Source organism: Lysobacter sp. H21R4 (assembly GCF_015277535.1).
In the GTDB taxonomy this organism is placed as follows: Bacteria; Pseudomonadota; Gammaproteobacteria; order Xanthomonadales; family Xanthomonadaceae; genus Novilysobacter; species Novilysobacter ciconiae.
Genome location: NZ_CP063772.1, coordinates 1,811,113 through 1,826,239, shown reverse-complemented (window position 1 = coordinate 1,826,239; position 15,127 = coordinate 1,811,113). Strand labels below are relative to the sequence as shown.

The following is a 15,127-nucleotide window of genomic DNA, read 5'->3' as shown; positions in this document are numbered from 1 at the left end:
ACTCCCGCAGAGCTCCTTCCGCGGGACAGGCATAACGCAGAACGGCCCGGAAAATTCCGGGCCGTTCGCTTTTGCACGGCTGGCTATTGGCTGGCCGCGATCCAGCGGTCGATCTTGTCCTCCAGCACGTCCAGCGGGACCGACCCGTCCTTGAGCACCTCGGCGTGGAACTGGCGGATGTCGAATTTGTCGCCCAGTGCCTGTTCAGCGCGCCTGCGCAGTTCCCGGATCTTCAGCTCGCCGATCTTGTAGGCCAGTGCCTGGCCGGGGATCGCCATGTAACGCTCCGCTTCGGCGACGGCCTGGGTGCGGCTTTCCGCGGAGTTCTCGAGCATGTAGTCGATCACCTGATCGCGAGTCCAGCCCTTGCTGTGTAGGCCGGTATCCACCACCAGCCGGATCGCCCGCCACAGCTCGTTCTGCAGGTAGCCGAAATAGTCGTAGGGGTCCTCATACACCCCCAGCTCGCGGCCCAGGGACTCGGCGTACAGGCCCCAGCCCTCGATGTAGGCGGTCTGTCCGCCAAAGCGGCGGAACGCCGGCAGGCCGGTCAGCTCCTGCTGCAGGGCCAGCTGGAAATGGTGGCCGGGGATCGCCTCGTGCAGGAACAGGTCCTCCGCGTCCCAGGTCTTCCGGGTCGGCAGGTCGTAGGTGTTGACGTAGAAGATGCCGGGCCGGCTGCCGTCCTCGCTGGGAGTCATGTAGGAACCGCCGGCCGCCGACTGCGCGCGGAACGCCTCCACCGGGCGGATCTCGAACGGCGACCTGGGCACCAGCGAGAACAGCTCGGGCACTTTCGCGTTGACCTTGGCTTCCAGGCCCCGATAGAACGCGAGCAGCTCGTCCTCGCTGGCGAACTCGAAGCGCGGGTCGGTCTGCATGAAGACGAAGAATTCCTGCAGCGTGCCCTTGAATCCCACCTGGTGCATGACCTCGTGCATGCGTTCGTGGATGCGCGCGACCTCGTCCAGGCCGATCTGGTGGATCCGCCCCGGCGAAAGATCGGTGGTCGTCGACTGGTGCACGCGGAAGGCGTACCAGTCCTGACCGTTGGGCAGGTCGGCCATGCCGGCCGAGGCGCGCGTGTGGGGCAGGTAGTCGTTGGCGATGTAGTCGCGCAGGTGCTGGTAGGCAGGCATCAGGACGGTCGCGATCAGCGTTGCGTACTCGTCCTCGATGCGCTTGCGGTGGGCGTCGGAAAAACTTTCCGGCATGTCCGCCACCGGCTTCCAGAACAGCGTTTGCCGCGGGTCCTGCTTGATCAGCGCATCCAGCTGCGGCAGCACCTTTTCCATCAGCGCGCGCGGCTGCACGACCCCGGCCTCGATGCCTTCGCCCATGTTGGCGATCGCCTGGTTGAACAGCACCGGCACGTTGCTGGCCCGCTCGCGCCAGTTGTCGTAGTCCTGCACCGTCTTGAATGGCTGCGCGCCGGTGCCCGACCCGAGCTGCACGAAGGTGGAGGCGATGTTGTAGAACTGGTTGATCGGCTGCATCCACGCGGGGAACCGCTGGCTCGCCAGCTCGTCGCGCGCGTCGCGGACGAAGATCTGCCAACTCAGCAGGTCCTGGCCTTCCAGGCCGTCGGGGCCGAGGGATTCGATCTTTTCCAGCCACCCGGTGGTGAATACGCGGCTGGTGTCGCGGTACTCGCGCGACAGGAAGTTCGGCAGCTGGTCGTTGTAGCGGTTGTCGCCCTGGTAGGTCGCGGCCAGCGGATTGCGCTTGAGTGTTTCCTCCCAATACAGCGCATACAGACGGTCCAGGTGCTCCGGCTTGTCGCTGACCGACTGGATGCCGGCGATGGAACCCGTCTCGGCGCTGCCGGTGGCCGTGTTGGGGGAGCAGCCGGCCATCGCCGTGGCGAGCGCGAGGGCGAGCAGGGTGGCGGGCGTGGACGGGCGCATGGTCGGGTCTCCAGGAAGTCAGGCGCGGCCGGGCGAGGGCTCCGCGGTCGGTGACGGTGCCGGGGCGGGTGCCGGCGCCGGCGCGGGCGCGACGGTACGCGGTGCGGAGAAGGGGATGTTGTCCGGCGAGATCGCGCCTCCGGAGATGATGAAGCCCATCGCCTGGTCGACGCTCCAGTCGGTCGGCGTCAGCTTCTCGATCGGCACGATTTCCAGATAACCCGAGGTCGGGTTGGGCGTCGTCGGCACATACACGGCGGCCAGCTCCCGACCGGTCCCTTCCTCGCGCAGCACCCGGGTCACGAAGCCGACTGATTTCATCTGGTCATGCGGAAAATCGATCAGCACCACCCGCTGCGTGCCACCGGGCTTGGTCTGCAGGATGTTCAGCAACTGCCGCGCACTGCCGTAGATGGTGCTGGCGAACGGCACGCGGCCGATCAGCGTCTCGATCCAGCGCAGCAACTGTTGCCCGAACACCCGGCGCGACATCGCCCCGGTGAACAGGATCAGCAGCAAGGTGGCCACCAGCGCGAGCAGGGTCTGCACCCAGGAGTCGGTCAGCCAGCCCAGGGCCTGCGGGTCCACGCTGGCGATGCGCTGCAGGATCGGCCCCGTGATCGGTCGGCTGATATCCGACAACAGGGCAAAAACGAACTTGACCACGATCAGGGTCAGCCACAAGGGCAGCAGGGTCAGCAGCCCGGTAAGAAACAGTCGTTGCAGGGTAGGTGTGCGCATGCGGCGATTGTAGACGGCGCGCCGGGCCCCGACGTGCCGGAAATCGGCCGCGCGATTCAGGGATCGCGCAGCAACCGGAAGCCCACGTCGTCGTAGCCGCGTCCTGCATCCAGCATTCGCCTGGCCTCCTGCTTGCGCCAAGAACCGCCCAGCACGGCGCGCTCGCGGCAGCCCTCGCCGCAGTCGAGTTGCCACAGGGCGACCTCGCGTCCGCTGATCTGCGGCGCGATGGATCGCGATTCGACCGCCGTGGGGAGGCGGTAACTGCGGCCGGTCTGCTGGCTCAGCCATTCCGCGTAGGCCTGCGCGTCGGCGAGCGATACGCACAGCACCGGATCGGATCCGTCCTGGTCGAAGCCGGGTCCGCGCCAGTCACGCGGCGCCAGCATCCGCAGCAGGGACGAGCGCTCGCGGCACAAGGCCGGCTTGCGCGCGGTGGCATCGGCGAAGGCGGCGTACTCGTCGCGGCTGACCGGCTTGGTCGCCAGCGCCACCATGGCACCGGCGGTGCTTCGCGGCGTGGATCCGGTGGGAACCGCGGCGGCGCGGGCCTGCAGCCTGCGAACGGTCTCCGGCGCCAAGCCGAACGGTTCTGCCAGTGCCGCCGCCGCGATCGCCGCGCTGTTGTCGGTGCGCCCGGCCGCCTTGGCAATGCGCGCTTCCAGGATCTTCTCGATGGCGGAGCCCAGCCGTCGCTGGGCCGGCGATTCCAGGCTCGAGGTTTCCGTCCCCAGCAGGCGGATGCGTTCGATCTGCCCTCCTGCCTGCTCGTCCCGCCCGGCGCGCAGGTTGGCGACTGCCGACTCTCCCAGCGCGGTGGTCAGGGTATCGATCAGTTCCAGCACCGCCGGATCGTCCGGGTTGCTGGCCCAGGCGTTCATGAGGCTGGAAAACGCGTTGTCTTCGGCCGGCGTGGTGAGGCGGTTCTGCGCGATCTGCTGGCGCGCTTTGTCCAGGGCGATCTGCAGCGGCGCTTCGGGCAACGGCTGCAGCATGGCCGGGATGGGGTCCTCGCGGCGCGCTTCCTCCGCCAGGATCTCTGCGGCGTGCTCGGCATCCTCGGCCGCCTTGTCTTTCCCCGCCAGCGGCAGGCCGATCGCCAGTGCGGCCACCACGGCAGCCACCAGCCAGACACGCCCGGGAACCCGCGCGGCCGTACGCAGGACACGGTCGCGCCCCGTCGTGATCCGGGGCCAGCGACCGCGGCGTTCAACCTGGGCGAGCATCGCCAGCATCTGCGCGGTGTCCTGGAAACGCTGGGCCGGCTGCTTGGCCAGCGCGCGGTTCATGAAGCGCTGCCAATGGCGCAAGTGCGCCGGAAGCCTGGGGATCGGGTTCTGTGCGTGCATCACCGCCATCGCCAGCGCGTCGCCCGCTTCGTAGGGCAGGTGGCCGGTCAGCATCTCCCAGGCCAGCACGCCCAGGCTGTAGAGGTCGGCGCGTCCGTCCACGTCCTCGCCGCGGGCCTGCTCGGGGGCCATGTAAGCGGTGCTGCCAACGGCCAGTCCGGTCGCGGTCACCCGCGGGCCGAAGCCGCGCCGCAGGGCAATGCCGAAGTCGGCCAGCAGGGGCTGCTCGGTATCGCCAAACAGCACGTTTTCCGCCTTGACGTCGCGGTGCACGACCCCGCGACCGTGGGCGTATTCCAGTGCCGACAGCAGCGTCCGTACCGTGTCGATGATGCGCGGCTCGTCGGCCCGGCCGTCTTCGCGCCGGAAGTCGCGCTGGCCCAGGTGACCGCGCGCCAGGTAGGGCATCGTGTAGTAGGGCAGCCCGTCGGCGGTCCGGCCCAGTTCGTGGATGCGCACCACGTGCGGATGTTCGAGCCGCGCGATGGTGCGCACCTCGTTTTCGAACCGGCGCCGGCTGACTTCGTCCGACAACGCGGTGCCCGCCATCACCTTGATCGCGACTTCGCGCGATGGCGCGATCTGCTCGGCCAGGTAGACGGTCGACATCCCGCCACGGTTCAACACCCGGAGCAGGCGATAGCCCCGGATGACCGGCAGTGCATGATCGTTGTCGATGTAGTTCGCGCCTGTCATCGCGGCCCCCTGTCGCGAATCTGGGAGCATACCCCCGTCATTCGTTATCCGCGCGTGTCCGCCGCGTTGCTGCGATCGCGGTCACGCTTGCGCCTGACGTACAACTGCTTGCGGACCCGCGCAACCACATCACCGGACGCATCGGTCACCTCCGTGTCGAACCAGCGCAGCACCTTGTCGCCGCCAGCGGTGGCGTGGCGCAATTCGTCCAGAACCGTGTCCTCCAGATCAAAACGCGCATGCACCGTGCCGCGACCGGGTTTGACGAATTCGATTTCGCCCGCCTTGTCCCAGACGATGAAATCGCGACCCAGTGACTGCATCACCAGCAGCATCCAGAACGGGTCGGTCATCGCGAACAGGCTGCCGCCGAAATGGGTGCGCACGTAGTTGCGGTTCCAGGGGCGCATGCGCAGCTCCACCTGCGCGTGGCGGTAGTCCGCGTCCAGACGGGTGACATGGACGCCGCTGAACAGGAACGGGGGCCAGAGGTTGAGGATGTGGCGAAGCAGGCCGGCTTTCATGGCGGGGCAGTTCTACGAGGGACGGCCAGCCTGCCATACGCGAGCGTATATTCAAGCGCCGCAGCACACGCCGACGCGCCTCAGCGCTCCAGCAGCGGCAGCTTGCCGGTCCTGTCGTCCCACTCGGCCGCGTCCGGCGGGGGGTCCTTGCGCGTGGCGATGACCGGCCACATCGCCGCCAGCTCGGCATTGAGCGCGACATACAGTTCCTGCCCGCGCGGCACGTCGTCCTCGGGGTAGATCGCGTTGACCGGGCATTCGGGCTCGCACAGTGTGCAGTCGATGCACTCCTCGGGATTGATCACCAGGAAGTTGGGGCCTTCATGGAAGCAGTCGACCGGACACACCTCGACGCAATCGGTGTATTTGCACTTGATGCAGCTCTCGGTGACGACGAAGGTCATGACTCGTATTCCCGGATGTCAGCGCACGAAAAAGAAAGCCCGCGCAGCGATGCGCGGGCTTTCGGTAGATGGTGCTCCCTACGAGATTCGAACTCGTGTTTTAGCCGTGAGAGGGCCACGTCCTAGGCCTCTAGACGAAGGGAGCAGATCCACGCCGGACTCTCACCGTTGCGTGGCCGCACAGTATAGGGACGGCCGAAGCTCCCGGCAACTGGTATCCTGCGAAATTCCCAAAGCGGCGACGCCCGCCTGATGCCTGAACAAAACCCATCTTCCAAGCCCGAACTGCGGATCATCCCGCGCGACCAGCACAACGTCTCCCGCAAGGACATCAGTCCCAATGCGCTGCGGGTGCTGTACCGGTTGCGCGACGGCGGCTTCTCCGCGTATCTGGTAGGCGGCGCCGTGCGCGACCTCCTGGCCGGTCGCCAGCCCAAGGATTTCGACGTGGCCACCAGCGCGACGCCCGAGGAGGTCAAGCAGTTGTTCCGCAACTGCCGCCTGATCGGCCGCCGGTTCCGCCTGGCCCATGTGGTGTTCGGCCGCGAGATCATCGAGGTGGCGACGTTCCGCGCCAACACCGACGACGGCAGCGGCGACCGCGAGCAGCACGAGGGCGGCAGGCTGTTGCGTGACAACGTCTACGGCACCATCGAGGACGACGCGGTCCGGCGCGACTTCACCGCCAACGCGCTGTACTACACGATCGAAGACTTCTCCGTGCGCGACTACACCGGCGGTTTCGAGGACGTGCAAAAGCGGCTGATGCGGCTGATCGGCGACCCGGAGACGCGCTACCGCGAGGATCCGGTGCGCATGCTGCGCGCGGTGCGGCTGGCGGCCAAGCTGGGTTTCGAGATCGAGCCGGCAACCGCCGAGCCGATCCCGCGACTGGCATCGCTGCTCTCGGAAGCGGCCTCGGCGCGCCTGTTCGAGGAATGCCTGAAGCTGTTCCTCTCAGGTCACGCGGTAAGGAGCTTTGAAGGTCTCGAGGCACGCGGCCTGCTGCCGGCGCTGTTCCCGGATACCGCGGCGGCGTTGAAGGCCAACCGCAGCGGCGCGCTGCGCAGCGTGGTCATCGATGGCTTGCGCGGCACCGATGAGCGTGTCGCCAACGAGGAGCCGGTATCCCCGGCGTTCCTGTTCGCCCTGCTGTTGTGGCCGGCGTATTGCCGCGCGCTGATCGCGTTGCAGGCGCAGGGCGTGCAACCGGTCGACGCGCAGCGCCGGGCCGCCGACCGCGTCACGGTGCGCCAACTGTCCACCGTCGCACTGCCGCGCCGGTTCTCCATTCCGATGCAGGAAATCTGGCTGCTGCAGTCGCGTTTCTCGCTGCGGCAGGGCAAACGCGTGTCGCGGATGCTGGGCCATCCCCGGTTCCGTGCCGCGTTCGACTTCCTCAGCCTGCGCCTAGCCGCCTCCGATGAGCACGCCGAGGACGTCGAGTTCTGGCGCGAGCAGCAGGAGCGGGTCGGCATGGGCCCGGGCCAGCCGAGTCCGCGGCCGCGCGATGATGTGGACTTCCAGGACGATGCACCTGCGCGGCCGCGGCGGCGCAGCCGCAGGTCCACCGCAGCCGCCGGCGAATGACCGCAAGCGTTGTGTTCGTGGGCCTGGGCAGCAACCTGGGCGACAGCGCGGCGATCATGCACACGGCCTTCGCGGCCTTCGGTGGCCTGAAGGACACCAGCGTCCTGGCGACCTCCGCGTTGTATCGCACACCGGCGTGGGGCGTGACGGATCAGCCGGACTTCCTCAACGCCGTCGCCATGCTGCGCACCGATCTGGCCCCGCAGGCGCTGCTCGGCGCCCTGCTGGAGATCGAACGCGACGCAGGTCGGGTGCGCCGGGACGATGGCAGCGACCGCTGGGGTCCGCGAACGCTGGATCTTGACCTGTTGCTGTACGGCGATCGCATCATCGACGAGCCCGGCCTGAGGGTGCCGCATCCGCATCTGCACGAGCGCGCCTTCGCCTTGCTGCCCCTGTTGGAAATCGCGCCCGACGCCACCATTCCGGGCATTGGGCCGGCGGCCGACGCGCTGACCGGGTTGGCCTGCGCGGACATCGAAGCGCTACCGTGTACAACCGCCGCACCCCCACGCGGCTGATAGCGAGCACTGAGCCATGTATACCTCCCCGTCATCTCCCGTTGAGCGCAAGCCCTGGACCGTGCCGATGCTGCGCGCGGCCAAGGCGGACGGCCGGAAGATGGCCATGTTGACCTGCTACGACGCGGGATTCGCCCATGCGGTCGAGGCGGCCGGGATCGACCTGGTGCTGATCGGCGACTCGCTGGGCATGGTGGTGCAGGGCCACGGCAGCACATTGCCGGTCACGGTGGACGACATCGCTTACCACACCGCCTGCGTCGCCCGTGGCCTGCAGACCGCGCTGCTGGTGGCCGACATGCCGTTCCAGTCCGATGCCTCGCCGACCCGCGCCCTGGATGCGGCGACCCGCTTCCTGCAGGCTGGCGCGGGGATGGTCAAGATCGAGGGCGCCGGGCCGAAGCTCGAGGTCATCCGCTATCTGGTCGAGCGCGAGATTCCGGTCTGCGCGCACCTGGGCCTGACCCCGCAGTCGGTCCTGCGCCTGGGCGGCTACCGCGTGCAGGGCCGCGACGAGGCGGCCGCCGCCAAGCTGCTGGACGATGCCCGCGCCGTCGCGGACGCAGGCGCGGAGTTGCTGGTGCTGGAGTGCGTGCCCACCACGGTCGCCAGCAACATCAGTGCCGCTCTGGACATTCCGACGATCGGCATCGGCGCCGGTCCGCAGTGCGATGGCCAGGTGCTGGTCCTGCACGACATGCTCGGCCTGGCGGGCGGGCAGCGCCGACCGAAGTTCGTCAAGGACTTCCTCGCCGAGGGGGGCTCGGTGGTCGGCGCCATGCAGGCCTTTGCGGCCGCGGTGCGGGAAGGCTCCTTCCCCGGCCCGGAACACTCCTACGCCTAAACCATCCATGCCGTCCTGTTTGCGGTCGAGAATCCGATGATCCAGACCATCACCGAGCTTGCGTCATTGCGTGAGCGTGTCCGTGGGTGGAAGCAGGCGGGCCTGCGCGTGGGCTTCGTGCCGACGATGGGCAACCTGCATGCCGGCCACCAGTCCCTGGTCAGGCTCGCCCGCGAACACGCCGACCGCGTGGTCGCCAGCGTGTTCGTCAATCCGACCCAGTTCGGACCGGGCGAGGACTACGAGCGCTACCCGCGCACGGTCGACGCCGACGTGTCCGCGCTGGAGGAAGCGGGCGCCGACGCGATGTGGCTGCCTTCGGTGGAGACGATGTATCCGTACGGCATGAACGGCGTCGTGGAAATCCGGGTGCCGGGCGTGACCGGTGTCCTCGAAGGCGCCCACCGTCCCGGCCATTTCGACGGCGTCACCACGGTCGTGGCCCGGCTCTTCAACCAGGTGCAAGCCGATGTCGCGGTATTCGGGCGCAAGGATTACCAGCAACTGGCGGTGATCCGTTACATGGTCCGCGACCTGGCATTCGCCGTCGAACTGGTGGCCGCGCCGATCGTCCGCGAAGCCGACGGCCTGGCGATGAGCTCACGCAACCAGTACCTGTCGCCGACGGAGCGCCAGACCGCGACCGCGATCCATCGCGCTTTGCAGGCCTCGCGTGAGGCGGCAGGCGCCGGTATGCCATTGCGCACGGTTGAGCACGATGCGGCAGCGCAACTCACCGCGGCGGGCTTTGCGGTGGACTACGTCGCCATCCGGCATCCGGACCTGAGCGCGGCTGATTCCGATGCTGCCGGTCCGCTGGTGGCGCTGGCTGCGGCGCGGCTGGGAAGCACTCGGCTGATCGACAACATCGAGTTCGATCACTAGACACACCGTTTTATCGCCGCTCATGCTGCAGTGCGCCATCCCCTGATAAACTCACACTTCCACACGCCGCTGCCGTTCGGTCGGAGTTTTTGAACCATGCAATTGAACCTGCTCAAGGCCAAGATCCACCGCGCCACCGTCACCCACGCCGAGCTGCATTACGAAGGCTCGTGTGCGATCGACGGCCGGCTGCTGGACATCTCCGGCATCCGCGAATACGAACAGATCCACATCTACAACATCGACAGTGGCCACCGCTTCGTGACCTACGCGATCCGGGCCGAGGAAGGCAGCGGGATCATCTCGGTCAACGGCGCCGCGGCGCACTGCGCCAAGCCGGGCGACCTGGTGATCATCTGCGCGTATGCGCAGTTCGACGAAGCCCAGGCGGCGCAGTTCAAGCCCACCCTGGTGTACGTCGATGCCGACAACGCGATGACCCACACCAACGACTCGATCCCCGCGCAAGCGGCGTGATCCCGCTGGCCCGGTTGCGTTATGCGCCGGGCTGATGTGGCACCGGGAGCGAACGCCGCTGGCACCGGGAGCGAATGCCGTTGGTGCGAATGTCCCCCGGCACCGATGAAGCCGGTGCCTCCTCCTTTATTTCGCTCCAACGGCATTCGCTCCCGTCGCTGAAGCACGTGAGCGCAAGCCCGGCCACGTGAGCGCAAGCCCCGCTGTGCGTTGTCCGCCCACCGCGGCCACCCGATAGAGGTAGCTGCAGGCGTTCCGGGCGAAATAAAGGAGGAGGCCTCCGCCGCAGGCGGAGGCCGGGGGACATTCGCCCGGAACGTCTGCAGCTATCACGCTCGCGCACCTCAGTCGCCGCGCTCGCGCACCTCAGTCGCCGCGCTCGCTCACCTCAATTGCCGCGCTCGCGATGGCGCCGCAATGCCCACGTCACATGTTCGCGCACAAGGTCGTCATCGATGTTCTGGCGTGACTCCAGCGCCGACAGGACTTCTGCGGTTGTCGGGGCGTTGCCCAAGGCGACGGCGATGTTGCGCAGCCAGCGGCGGTAGCCGCTGCGGCGGATCGCCGAGCCCTCGGTGCGCTCCAGGAACTCCGCCTCCGTCCACGCAAACAGGTCCGCCAGGCTGGCCTCGTCCAGGTTGTTGCGGGCGCGGAAGTCCGGCTCGTCGCTGCGCTTGGCGAACTTGTTCCATGGGCACACCAGCTGGCAGTCGTCGCAGCCGAAGATCCGGTTGCCGATCGGCTCGCGGAACTCCAGCGGGATCGGTCCGTCGTTCTCGATGGTGAGGTAGGAGATGCACCGCCGCGCGTCAAGCCGGTAGGGGGCGGTGATCGCCTGCGTGGGGCACACATCGATGCAGCGCGAGCAGGTGCCGCAGTGGGAGGTGGCCGGCTCGTCGACGGGCAGCGGCAGGTCCAGGTAGATCTCGCCGAGGAAGAACCACGAGCCGCCATCGCGGTCGATCAGGCAGGTGTGCTTGCCGATCCAGCCCAGCCCGGCATTGCGGGCCAGCGCGCGCTCCAGCACGGGAGCGGAATCGACGAAGACGCGGTGGCCGAACGGCCCGACCAGTTCGGCGACGCGGTCGGCCAGCCGCTGCAGTCGCTGGCGCATCAGCTTGTGGTAATCGCGCCCCAGGGCGTAGCGGGCGACATAGGCGCGCTCCCCGTCGCCCAAGGTCTGCCACGCCTCGGCGTCATCGCGGCGCCCGTAATCCAGGCCCACCGAGACCACGCGCAAGGTCCCCGGCACCAGCTCGGCCGGGCGCGAGCGCTTCTCGCCGTGGCGGGCCATCCATTCCATCGATCCGTACAGGCCCTTTTCCAGCCAGTCGCGGAGATGCCCCTCGTCCTCGCCCAACTCGATGCCGCTGATGCCGCAGCGCTGGAAGCCGAACTCCGCCGCCAGTTCACGGATACGCAGCGCGAGCACGGCCGGGTCGGCGTCAGCGCGATCGGGCAACTGCGTCACGCTGATGGCATCGGGGGAGGGGCGGGGGGGATGGGTCACGGCACTGCAAGTATAGAATCGCCGCATGTCGCCTGCCGTCCTCCATACCAGCGCTGCCTTGCGGGAAATCGAGCAGCGCGCTGCCGTCCGGTTCGGTGATCCGTTCGAGCTGATGCGCCGTGCCGGTCGCGCCGCCCGGCAGGCGGTCACGCAGCAGTGGCCGCACGCGCAGTCGCTGCTGGTTATCTGCGGTCCGGGCAACAACGGTGGCGACGGTTACGTGCTGGCGACGCTGGCGCGGGCTTCGGGTCGCCGGGTGCAGGTTTACTGCCTCCCCGACCATGAGCCGCGAACCGACGAGTGCCGCCGGGCCAGACAGGAATACGTCGATGCGGGCGGCGAACTGGTCGCTGGGGACGGACCACTGCCGGCTGCCGACATGCTGGTGGATGCGCTGTTCGGCATCGGGCTGACGCGCGCACTGGAGGGGCCTGTCGCGGCGCTGGTCGAGCGGATCAACGCGCTTTCCGCCCCGGTCCTGGCGCTTGATGTGCCCAGCGGCGTGGTCGCAGACACAGGATCGGTGGGATCAGTGGCGGTGGTGGCCGAGCTCACCCTGGAGTTCATCGCGGCCAAGGCCGGTCTGCGCACCGGCGCGGCGCGGGATTTCACCGGTCGGCTGCAAGTGGCCGACCTGGGCCTGGAGCCGAGGGACCTGCGCTCGACACAGGCGGTCGTGGCCTGGCTGAGGGCGCCGGACCTGGCGCAGTGGCTGCAGCCGCGTCGGCGTGACAGCCACAAGGGTCGCAACGGACGACTGCTATGCATCGGCGGCGACCACGGGCATGGCGGCGCCATCATGCTCGCGGCCGAGGCGGCCCTGCGCGCGGGCTCCGGCCTCGTCGATGTCGTCACCCGGGAGGCCCACGTCGGGCCGCTGCTGACCCGGCTGCCGGAGGCGATGGTGCACGGCGACGGCGACGGCGGCGAGGCCAGCAACGGCGACAGCGATGGCACGGCGTCGTCAGCGCTGGACGCGCTGATCAGCGATGCGTCCGCCATCGTGATCGGGCCGGGCCTGGGTCAGGGCGCGTGGGGCAGGGAACGGCTGCGCGCGATCTGCGCGTCCGGCCTGCCGGTGGTGCTGGATGCGGACGCCTTGAACCTGATCGCCGCTGGTGTCGTCGCGGCACCTGCCAGTGCCGTACTCACGCCGCATCCGGGCGAGGCGGCGCGGCTGTTGCAGACCGGGATCCATGATGTGCAGCGCGATCGCTTCGCCGCGGCGCGCGCTATCGCTTCGCGCTACCAGAGGGTGGTGGTGCTGAAGGGTGCCGGCACGATCGTCTCCGACCCGTCCGGGGCCTTCAGCCTCATCGACGCCGGCAATCCCGGAATGGCCGTCGGCGGCATGGGCGATGTGCTGAGCGGGGTCATCGGTGCGCTGCTGGCGCAGGGACTCCCGCTGCGGGACGCCGCGGTATGTGGCGCCCTCCTGCACTCGGTCGCCGCGGACTCGGCGGCTGCAGATGGCGGCGAGCGCGGCCTGCTGCCGAGCGACCTCATGCGCTGGCTGCGATGCCGTGCCAACCCCGGAGCCCGTTGATGAAGGTGTTCACGCTCGCCGACAGCAGCCGCACGGACCGGTTGGGGCAGGCGCTTGCGCGGGCCCGGCCGCAGCACGCCGTGGTTCACCTGGAGGGTGACCTGGGGGCGGGCAAATCGACGCTGGCCCGTGCGCTGTTGCGCGAGCTGGGCGTGCGCGGCGCCATCCGCAGCCCGACCTATACGCTGGTCGAGCGCTATCCGCTGGCCGGCGGTGGAGAGGCGTGGCATCTGGATCTGTACCGGATCGGCGATCCGGCCGAGCTGGAATACCTCGGTCTGGACAGCGCGGATGTGACCCTGTGGCTGGTGGAATGGGCGGATCGCGGTCGTGGCGGTCTGCCACCGGCGGATATCCAAGTCCAGCTGGAGACCGAAGGTGACGGCCGTCGCGCCCAATTGTCGGCGCACAGCGATGCCGGGAGGGTGTGGCTGCAGCGTCTTGCCGGGGACGACGCTATCGCCGACGTCTCCTGAACCTTTTGGGAGGAAGATGCGGCAGGTATCGGATTAATAAGGGAAAAAGCGCTTGCAATACGTGGGTTGCGATGGTTGACTACCCGGCATGCGAGTCCAATCCCCCAGTCTGTGCCGCCTGCTGCTCGGCTCCACGTTGATCGTCGCCTGCGTGGGCGCGGTGGCGCACTCCAGTGAAATCAAGGGCTTGCAGCTCAATGCGGGCGCCACTGGCACCCGCGCCGAGATTGCGCTGGACGCGCCGGGCGAGTTCAAGGTCATCAGCCTGGCGGGTCCGGACCGTCTGGTGATCGACATGCCGGCGTCTTCCGTGTCGCCAACCCTGTCGGTTCCGGCCGGTGCCGGCGTGGTGAAGTCGGTACGCACCGGCAAGCCGGTGCCGGGGACGGCGCGGATCGTGTTTGACCTCTCGCAAACCATCACCGCGCTCAAGCCACGCATCGAACAAAGCGGCAAGGGACCGGTGCTGGTGGTCGAGTGGCCGGGCGACGGTGCTCCGGCGTCCGTGCCCGCAGCCGCGGTCGCGACGTCGGTCACTCCGGCACAATTACCGAGCGCAGACTCGACCGCTGCCGCGGCGCAGATGATGGCGCCGGTTACCGCCCCGACACAGATCCGCACCCCGACCCCGGTGGACACCGCGGCCTCGGCGGAAGCCACCAGCCGGCTCATCTCCCAGATTGCCGCGGCCAATGCCGCCGCCTCGGCCAAGGAACTCGCCAGCCGCCCTTCAGCACAGGACGCCATGCCAAGCATGGTTGCGGTGGCTCCCGCACCCGTGCGTGCGACACCGCCGCCCGCGTCGGCGCCGCCTGCTGCGACTGCGCCAGTCAAGACCATCCAGCAGGTCATGCAGGGTCAGGGCATGCGCCCGCTGGTGATCGCGATCGACCCCGGCCATGGCGGCCAGGATCCCGGCGCGATCGGCAAGGGCGGCACGCGCGAGAAGGACGTGGTGCTGGCGATCAGCAAGGAGCTGGCGCGCCAGATTAATGCGACTCCCGGCCTGAAGGCCTACATGACCCGCGAGCACGATGTCTTCATCCCATTGAACAAGCGCGCCGCGCTGGCGCGGGCCGCCAAGGCCGACATGTTCATCTCCATCCATGCCGACGCGGCCGAGAACCGCGGCGCGGACGGCTCCTCGGTCTACGTGTTGTCGCTGCGCGGCGCGTCCTCGCAGCGGGCCCGCTGGCTGGCGGACAAGGAAAACTCCGCCGACCTGATCGGTGGCGCACGCATGTCCGCCAACACGACGCTGGCCTCCGTGCTGCTCGACCTGACCCAGAGCGGGCACATGAAGGCGTCCGAGGACGCGGCCGGGCAGATCCTTGACGGCCTCAAGCGCGTGGGCAATGTCCACAAGCCGAGCATCGAGCGCGCCAACTTCGCGGTGCTGCGGACCTCGGACATGCCGGCGATGCTGGTCGAGACGGCCTTCATTTCCAACGCGACCGAAGAGATCCGGCTCAAGGATCCCGCGTTCCAGCGCAAGGTTGCCGGCGCTGTGCTGGACGGGGTCAACACCTTCTTCACCCGTCAACCGCCTCCGGGCACGATGTTTGCTGCCCGCGCCGCGGCACTGGAAACCGCCTCCGCATCGGTCACCGCCGGCGGCAGTCCCTGAACGAGTGATGTTGCGTCGGGTGTCGGCGAT

Annotated in this window: 14 protein-coding genes and 1 tRNA gene; 8 read left to right on the top strand and 7 right to left on the bottom strand. The window is 68.3% G+C overall.

Annotated elements, in window-relative coordinates; translation table 11 throughout:
• Positions 1-83: 83 nt before the first annotated feature.
• The 6 genes from INQ40_RS08335 to INQ40_RS08310 form a co-directional block, all read right to left on the bottom strand.
• Positions 84-1,907 carry a DUF885 family protein gene (locus tag INQ40_RS08335; RefSeq protein ID WP_194340068.1) on the bottom strand — a complete coding sequence of 608 codons (1,824 nt, stop codon included), beginning with the start codon at positions 1,905-1,907 and terminating at the stop codon, positions 84-86.
• Between the two features lie 18 nt (positions 1,908-1,925).
• Positions 1,926-2,648, bottom strand: a complete 723-nt coding sequence (locus tag INQ40_RS08330) for a DUF502 domain-containing protein (RefSeq protein ID WP_194340067.1) — start codon at positions 2,646-2,648, stop codon at positions 1,926-1,928.
• Positions 2,649-2,704: 56 nt separating this feature from the next.
• On the bottom strand, positions 2,705-4,693 hold the full coding sequence (locus INQ40_RS08325) for a bifunctional serine/threonine-protein kinase/formylglycine-generating enzyme family protein (RefSeq protein ID WP_194340066.1): 1,989 nt from the start codon (positions 4,691-4,693) through the stop codon (positions 2,705-2,707).
• Between the two features lie 44 nt (positions 4,694-4,737).
• Entirely contained in the window at positions 4,738-5,217 is a 480-nt protein-coding gene (locus tag INQ40_RS08320; protein ID WP_194340065.1) for a DUF4442 domain-containing protein, read from the bottom strand.
• Positions 5,218-5,297: 80 nt separating this feature from the next.
• Entirely contained in the window at positions 5,298-5,621 is a 324-nt protein-coding gene (gene fdxA / locus INQ40_RS08315; protein WP_194340064.1) for a ferredoxin FdxA, read from the bottom strand.
• A gap of 69 nt (positions 5,622-5,690) precedes the next feature.
• Positions 5,691-5,766, bottom strand: a tRNA-Glu gene (locus tag INQ40_RS08310).
• 107 nt (positions 5,767-5,873) lie between these two features.
• Between INQ40_RS08310 and pcnB the strand changes: the two genes are divergently transcribed.
• From pcnB to panD, 5 genes are all read left to right on the top strand, one after another.
• Positions 5,874-7,211: a polynucleotide adenylyltransferase PcnB gene (gene pcnB, locus INQ40_RS08305; protein WP_194340063.1), complete on the top strand. Its 1,338-nt coding sequence runs from the start codon at positions 5,874-5,876 to the stop codon at positions 7,209-7,211.
• Positions 7,208-7,732 (top strand): 2-amino-4-hydroxy-6-hydroxymethyldihydropteridine diphosphokinase, encoded by a 525-nt coding sequence (folK, locus tag INQ40_RS08300; protein WP_194340062.1) that lies wholly within the window; start codon positions 7,208-7,210, stop codon positions 7,730-7,732. The genes pcnB and folK overlap by 4 nt, the downstream gene beginning before the upstream one ends.
• A 16-nt stretch (positions 7,733-7,748) precedes the next feature.
• Positions 7,749-8,576, top strand: coding sequence for a 3-methyl-2-oxobutanoate hydroxymethyltransferase (gene panB / locus INQ40_RS08295; RefSeq protein WP_194340061.1), 828 nt, complete (start codon positions 7,749-7,751; stop codon positions 8,574-8,576).
• A gap of 36 nt (positions 8,577-8,612) precedes the next feature.
• Entirely contained in the window at positions 8,613-9,461 is an 849-nt protein-coding gene (gene panC, locus INQ40_RS08290; protein WP_194340060.1) for a pantoate--beta-alanine ligase, read from the top strand.
• 96 nt (positions 9,462-9,557) lie between these two features.
• Positions 9,558-9,938: an aspartate 1-decarboxylase gene (panD, locus tag INQ40_RS08285; protein WP_193983689.1), complete on the top strand. Its 381-nt coding sequence runs from the start codon at positions 9,558-9,560 to the stop codon at positions 9,936-9,938.
• A 388-nt stretch (positions 9,939-10,326) separates the two neighbouring features.
• Here panD and queG read toward each other — a convergent pair whose 3' ends face one another.
• Positions 10,327-11,400: a tRNA epoxyqueuosine(34) reductase QueG gene (gene queG / locus INQ40_RS08280; protein WP_228482191.1), complete on the bottom strand. Its 1,074-nt coding sequence runs from the start codon at positions 11,398-11,400 to the stop codon at positions 10,327-10,329.
• A 73-nt stretch (positions 11,401-11,473) separates the two neighbouring features.
• Between queG and INQ40_RS08275 the strand changes: the two genes are divergently transcribed.
• The 3 genes from INQ40_RS08275 to INQ40_RS08265 all read left to right on the top strand — a co-directional run bounded on the left by INQ40_RS08275 (position 11,474) and on the right by INQ40_RS08265 (position 15,097).
• Positions 11,474-12,994, top strand: a complete 1,521-nt coding sequence (locus INQ40_RS08275; protein WP_194340058.1) for an NAD(P)H-hydrate dehydratase — start codon at positions 11,474-11,476, stop codon at positions 12,992-12,994.
• Entirely contained in the window at positions 12,994-13,470 is a 477-nt protein-coding gene (gene tsaE, locus INQ40_RS08270) for a tRNA (adenosine(37)-N6)-threonylcarbamoyltransferase complex ATPase subunit type 1 TsaE (protein WP_194340057.1), read from the top strand. The genes INQ40_RS08275 and tsaE overlap by 1 nt, the downstream gene beginning before the upstream one ends.
• An 88-nt stretch (positions 13,471-13,558) precedes the next feature.
• The gene (locus INQ40_RS08265; protein ID WP_194340056.1) at positions 13,559-15,097 is read left to right on the top strand and encodes an N-acetylmuramoyl-L-alanine amidase; all 1,539 of its coding nucleotides are present in this window, start codon (positions 13,559-13,561) and stop codon (positions 15,095-15,097) included.
• The last annotated feature ends 30 nt before the right edge of the window (positions 15,098-15,127 follow it).

What these genes read in the sequence shown, in the direction of transcription:
- INQ40_RS08265 (WP_194340056.1), top strand. Translation starts at nt 13,559, where the DNA reads ATGCGAGTCCAATCCCCCAGTCTGTGCCGCCTGCTGCTCGGCTCCACG.
- tsaE (WP_194340057.1), top strand. Translation starts at nt 12,994, where the DNA reads ATGAAGGTGTTCACGCTCGCCGACAGCAGCCGCACGGACCGGTTGGGG.
- panC (WP_194340060.1), top strand. Translation starts at nt 8,613, where the DNA reads ATGATCCAGACCATCACCGAGCTTGCGTCATTGCGTGAGCGTGTCCGT.
- panD (WP_193983689.1), top strand. Translation starts at nt 9,558, where the DNA reads ATGCAATTGAACCTGCTCAAGGCCAAGATCCACCGCGCCACCGTCACC.
- INQ40_RS08335 (WP_194340068.1), bottom strand. Translation starts at nt 1,907, where the DNA reads ATGCGCCCGTCCACGCCCGCCACCCTGCTCGCCCTCGCGCTCGCCACG.
- fdxA (WP_194340064.1), bottom strand. Translation starts at nt 5,621, where the DNA reads ATGACCTTCGTCGTCACCGAGAGCTGCATCAAGTGCAAATACACCGAT.
- INQ40_RS08275 (WP_194340058.1), top strand. Translation starts at nt 11,474, where the DNA reads ATGTCGCCTGCCGTCCTCCATACCAGCGCTGCCTTGCGGGAAATCGAG.
- INQ40_RS08320 (WP_194340065.1), bottom strand. Translation starts at nt 5,217, where the DNA reads ATGAAAGCCGGCCTGCTTCGCCACATCCTCAACCTCTGGCCCCCGTTC.
- pcnB (WP_194340063.1), top strand. Translation starts at nt 5,874, where the DNA reads ATGCCTGAACAAAACCCATCTTCCAAGCCCGAACTGCGGATCATCCCG.
- panB (WP_194340061.1), top strand. Translation starts at nt 7,749, where the DNA reads ATGTATACCTCCCCGTCATCTCCCGTTGAGCGCAAGCCCTGGACCGTG.
- INQ40_RS08330 (WP_194340067.1), bottom strand. Translation starts at nt 2,648, where the DNA reads ATGCGCACACCTACCCTGCAACGACTGTTTCTTACCGGGCTGCTGACC.
- folK (WP_194340062.1), top strand. Translation starts at nt 7,208, where the DNA reads ATGACCGCAAGCGTTGTGTTCGTGGGCCTGGGCAGCAACCTGGGCGAC.
- INQ40_RS08325 (WP_194340066.1), bottom strand. Translation starts at nt 4,693, where the DNA reads ATGACAGGCGCGAACTACATCGACAACGATCATGCACTGCCGGTCATC.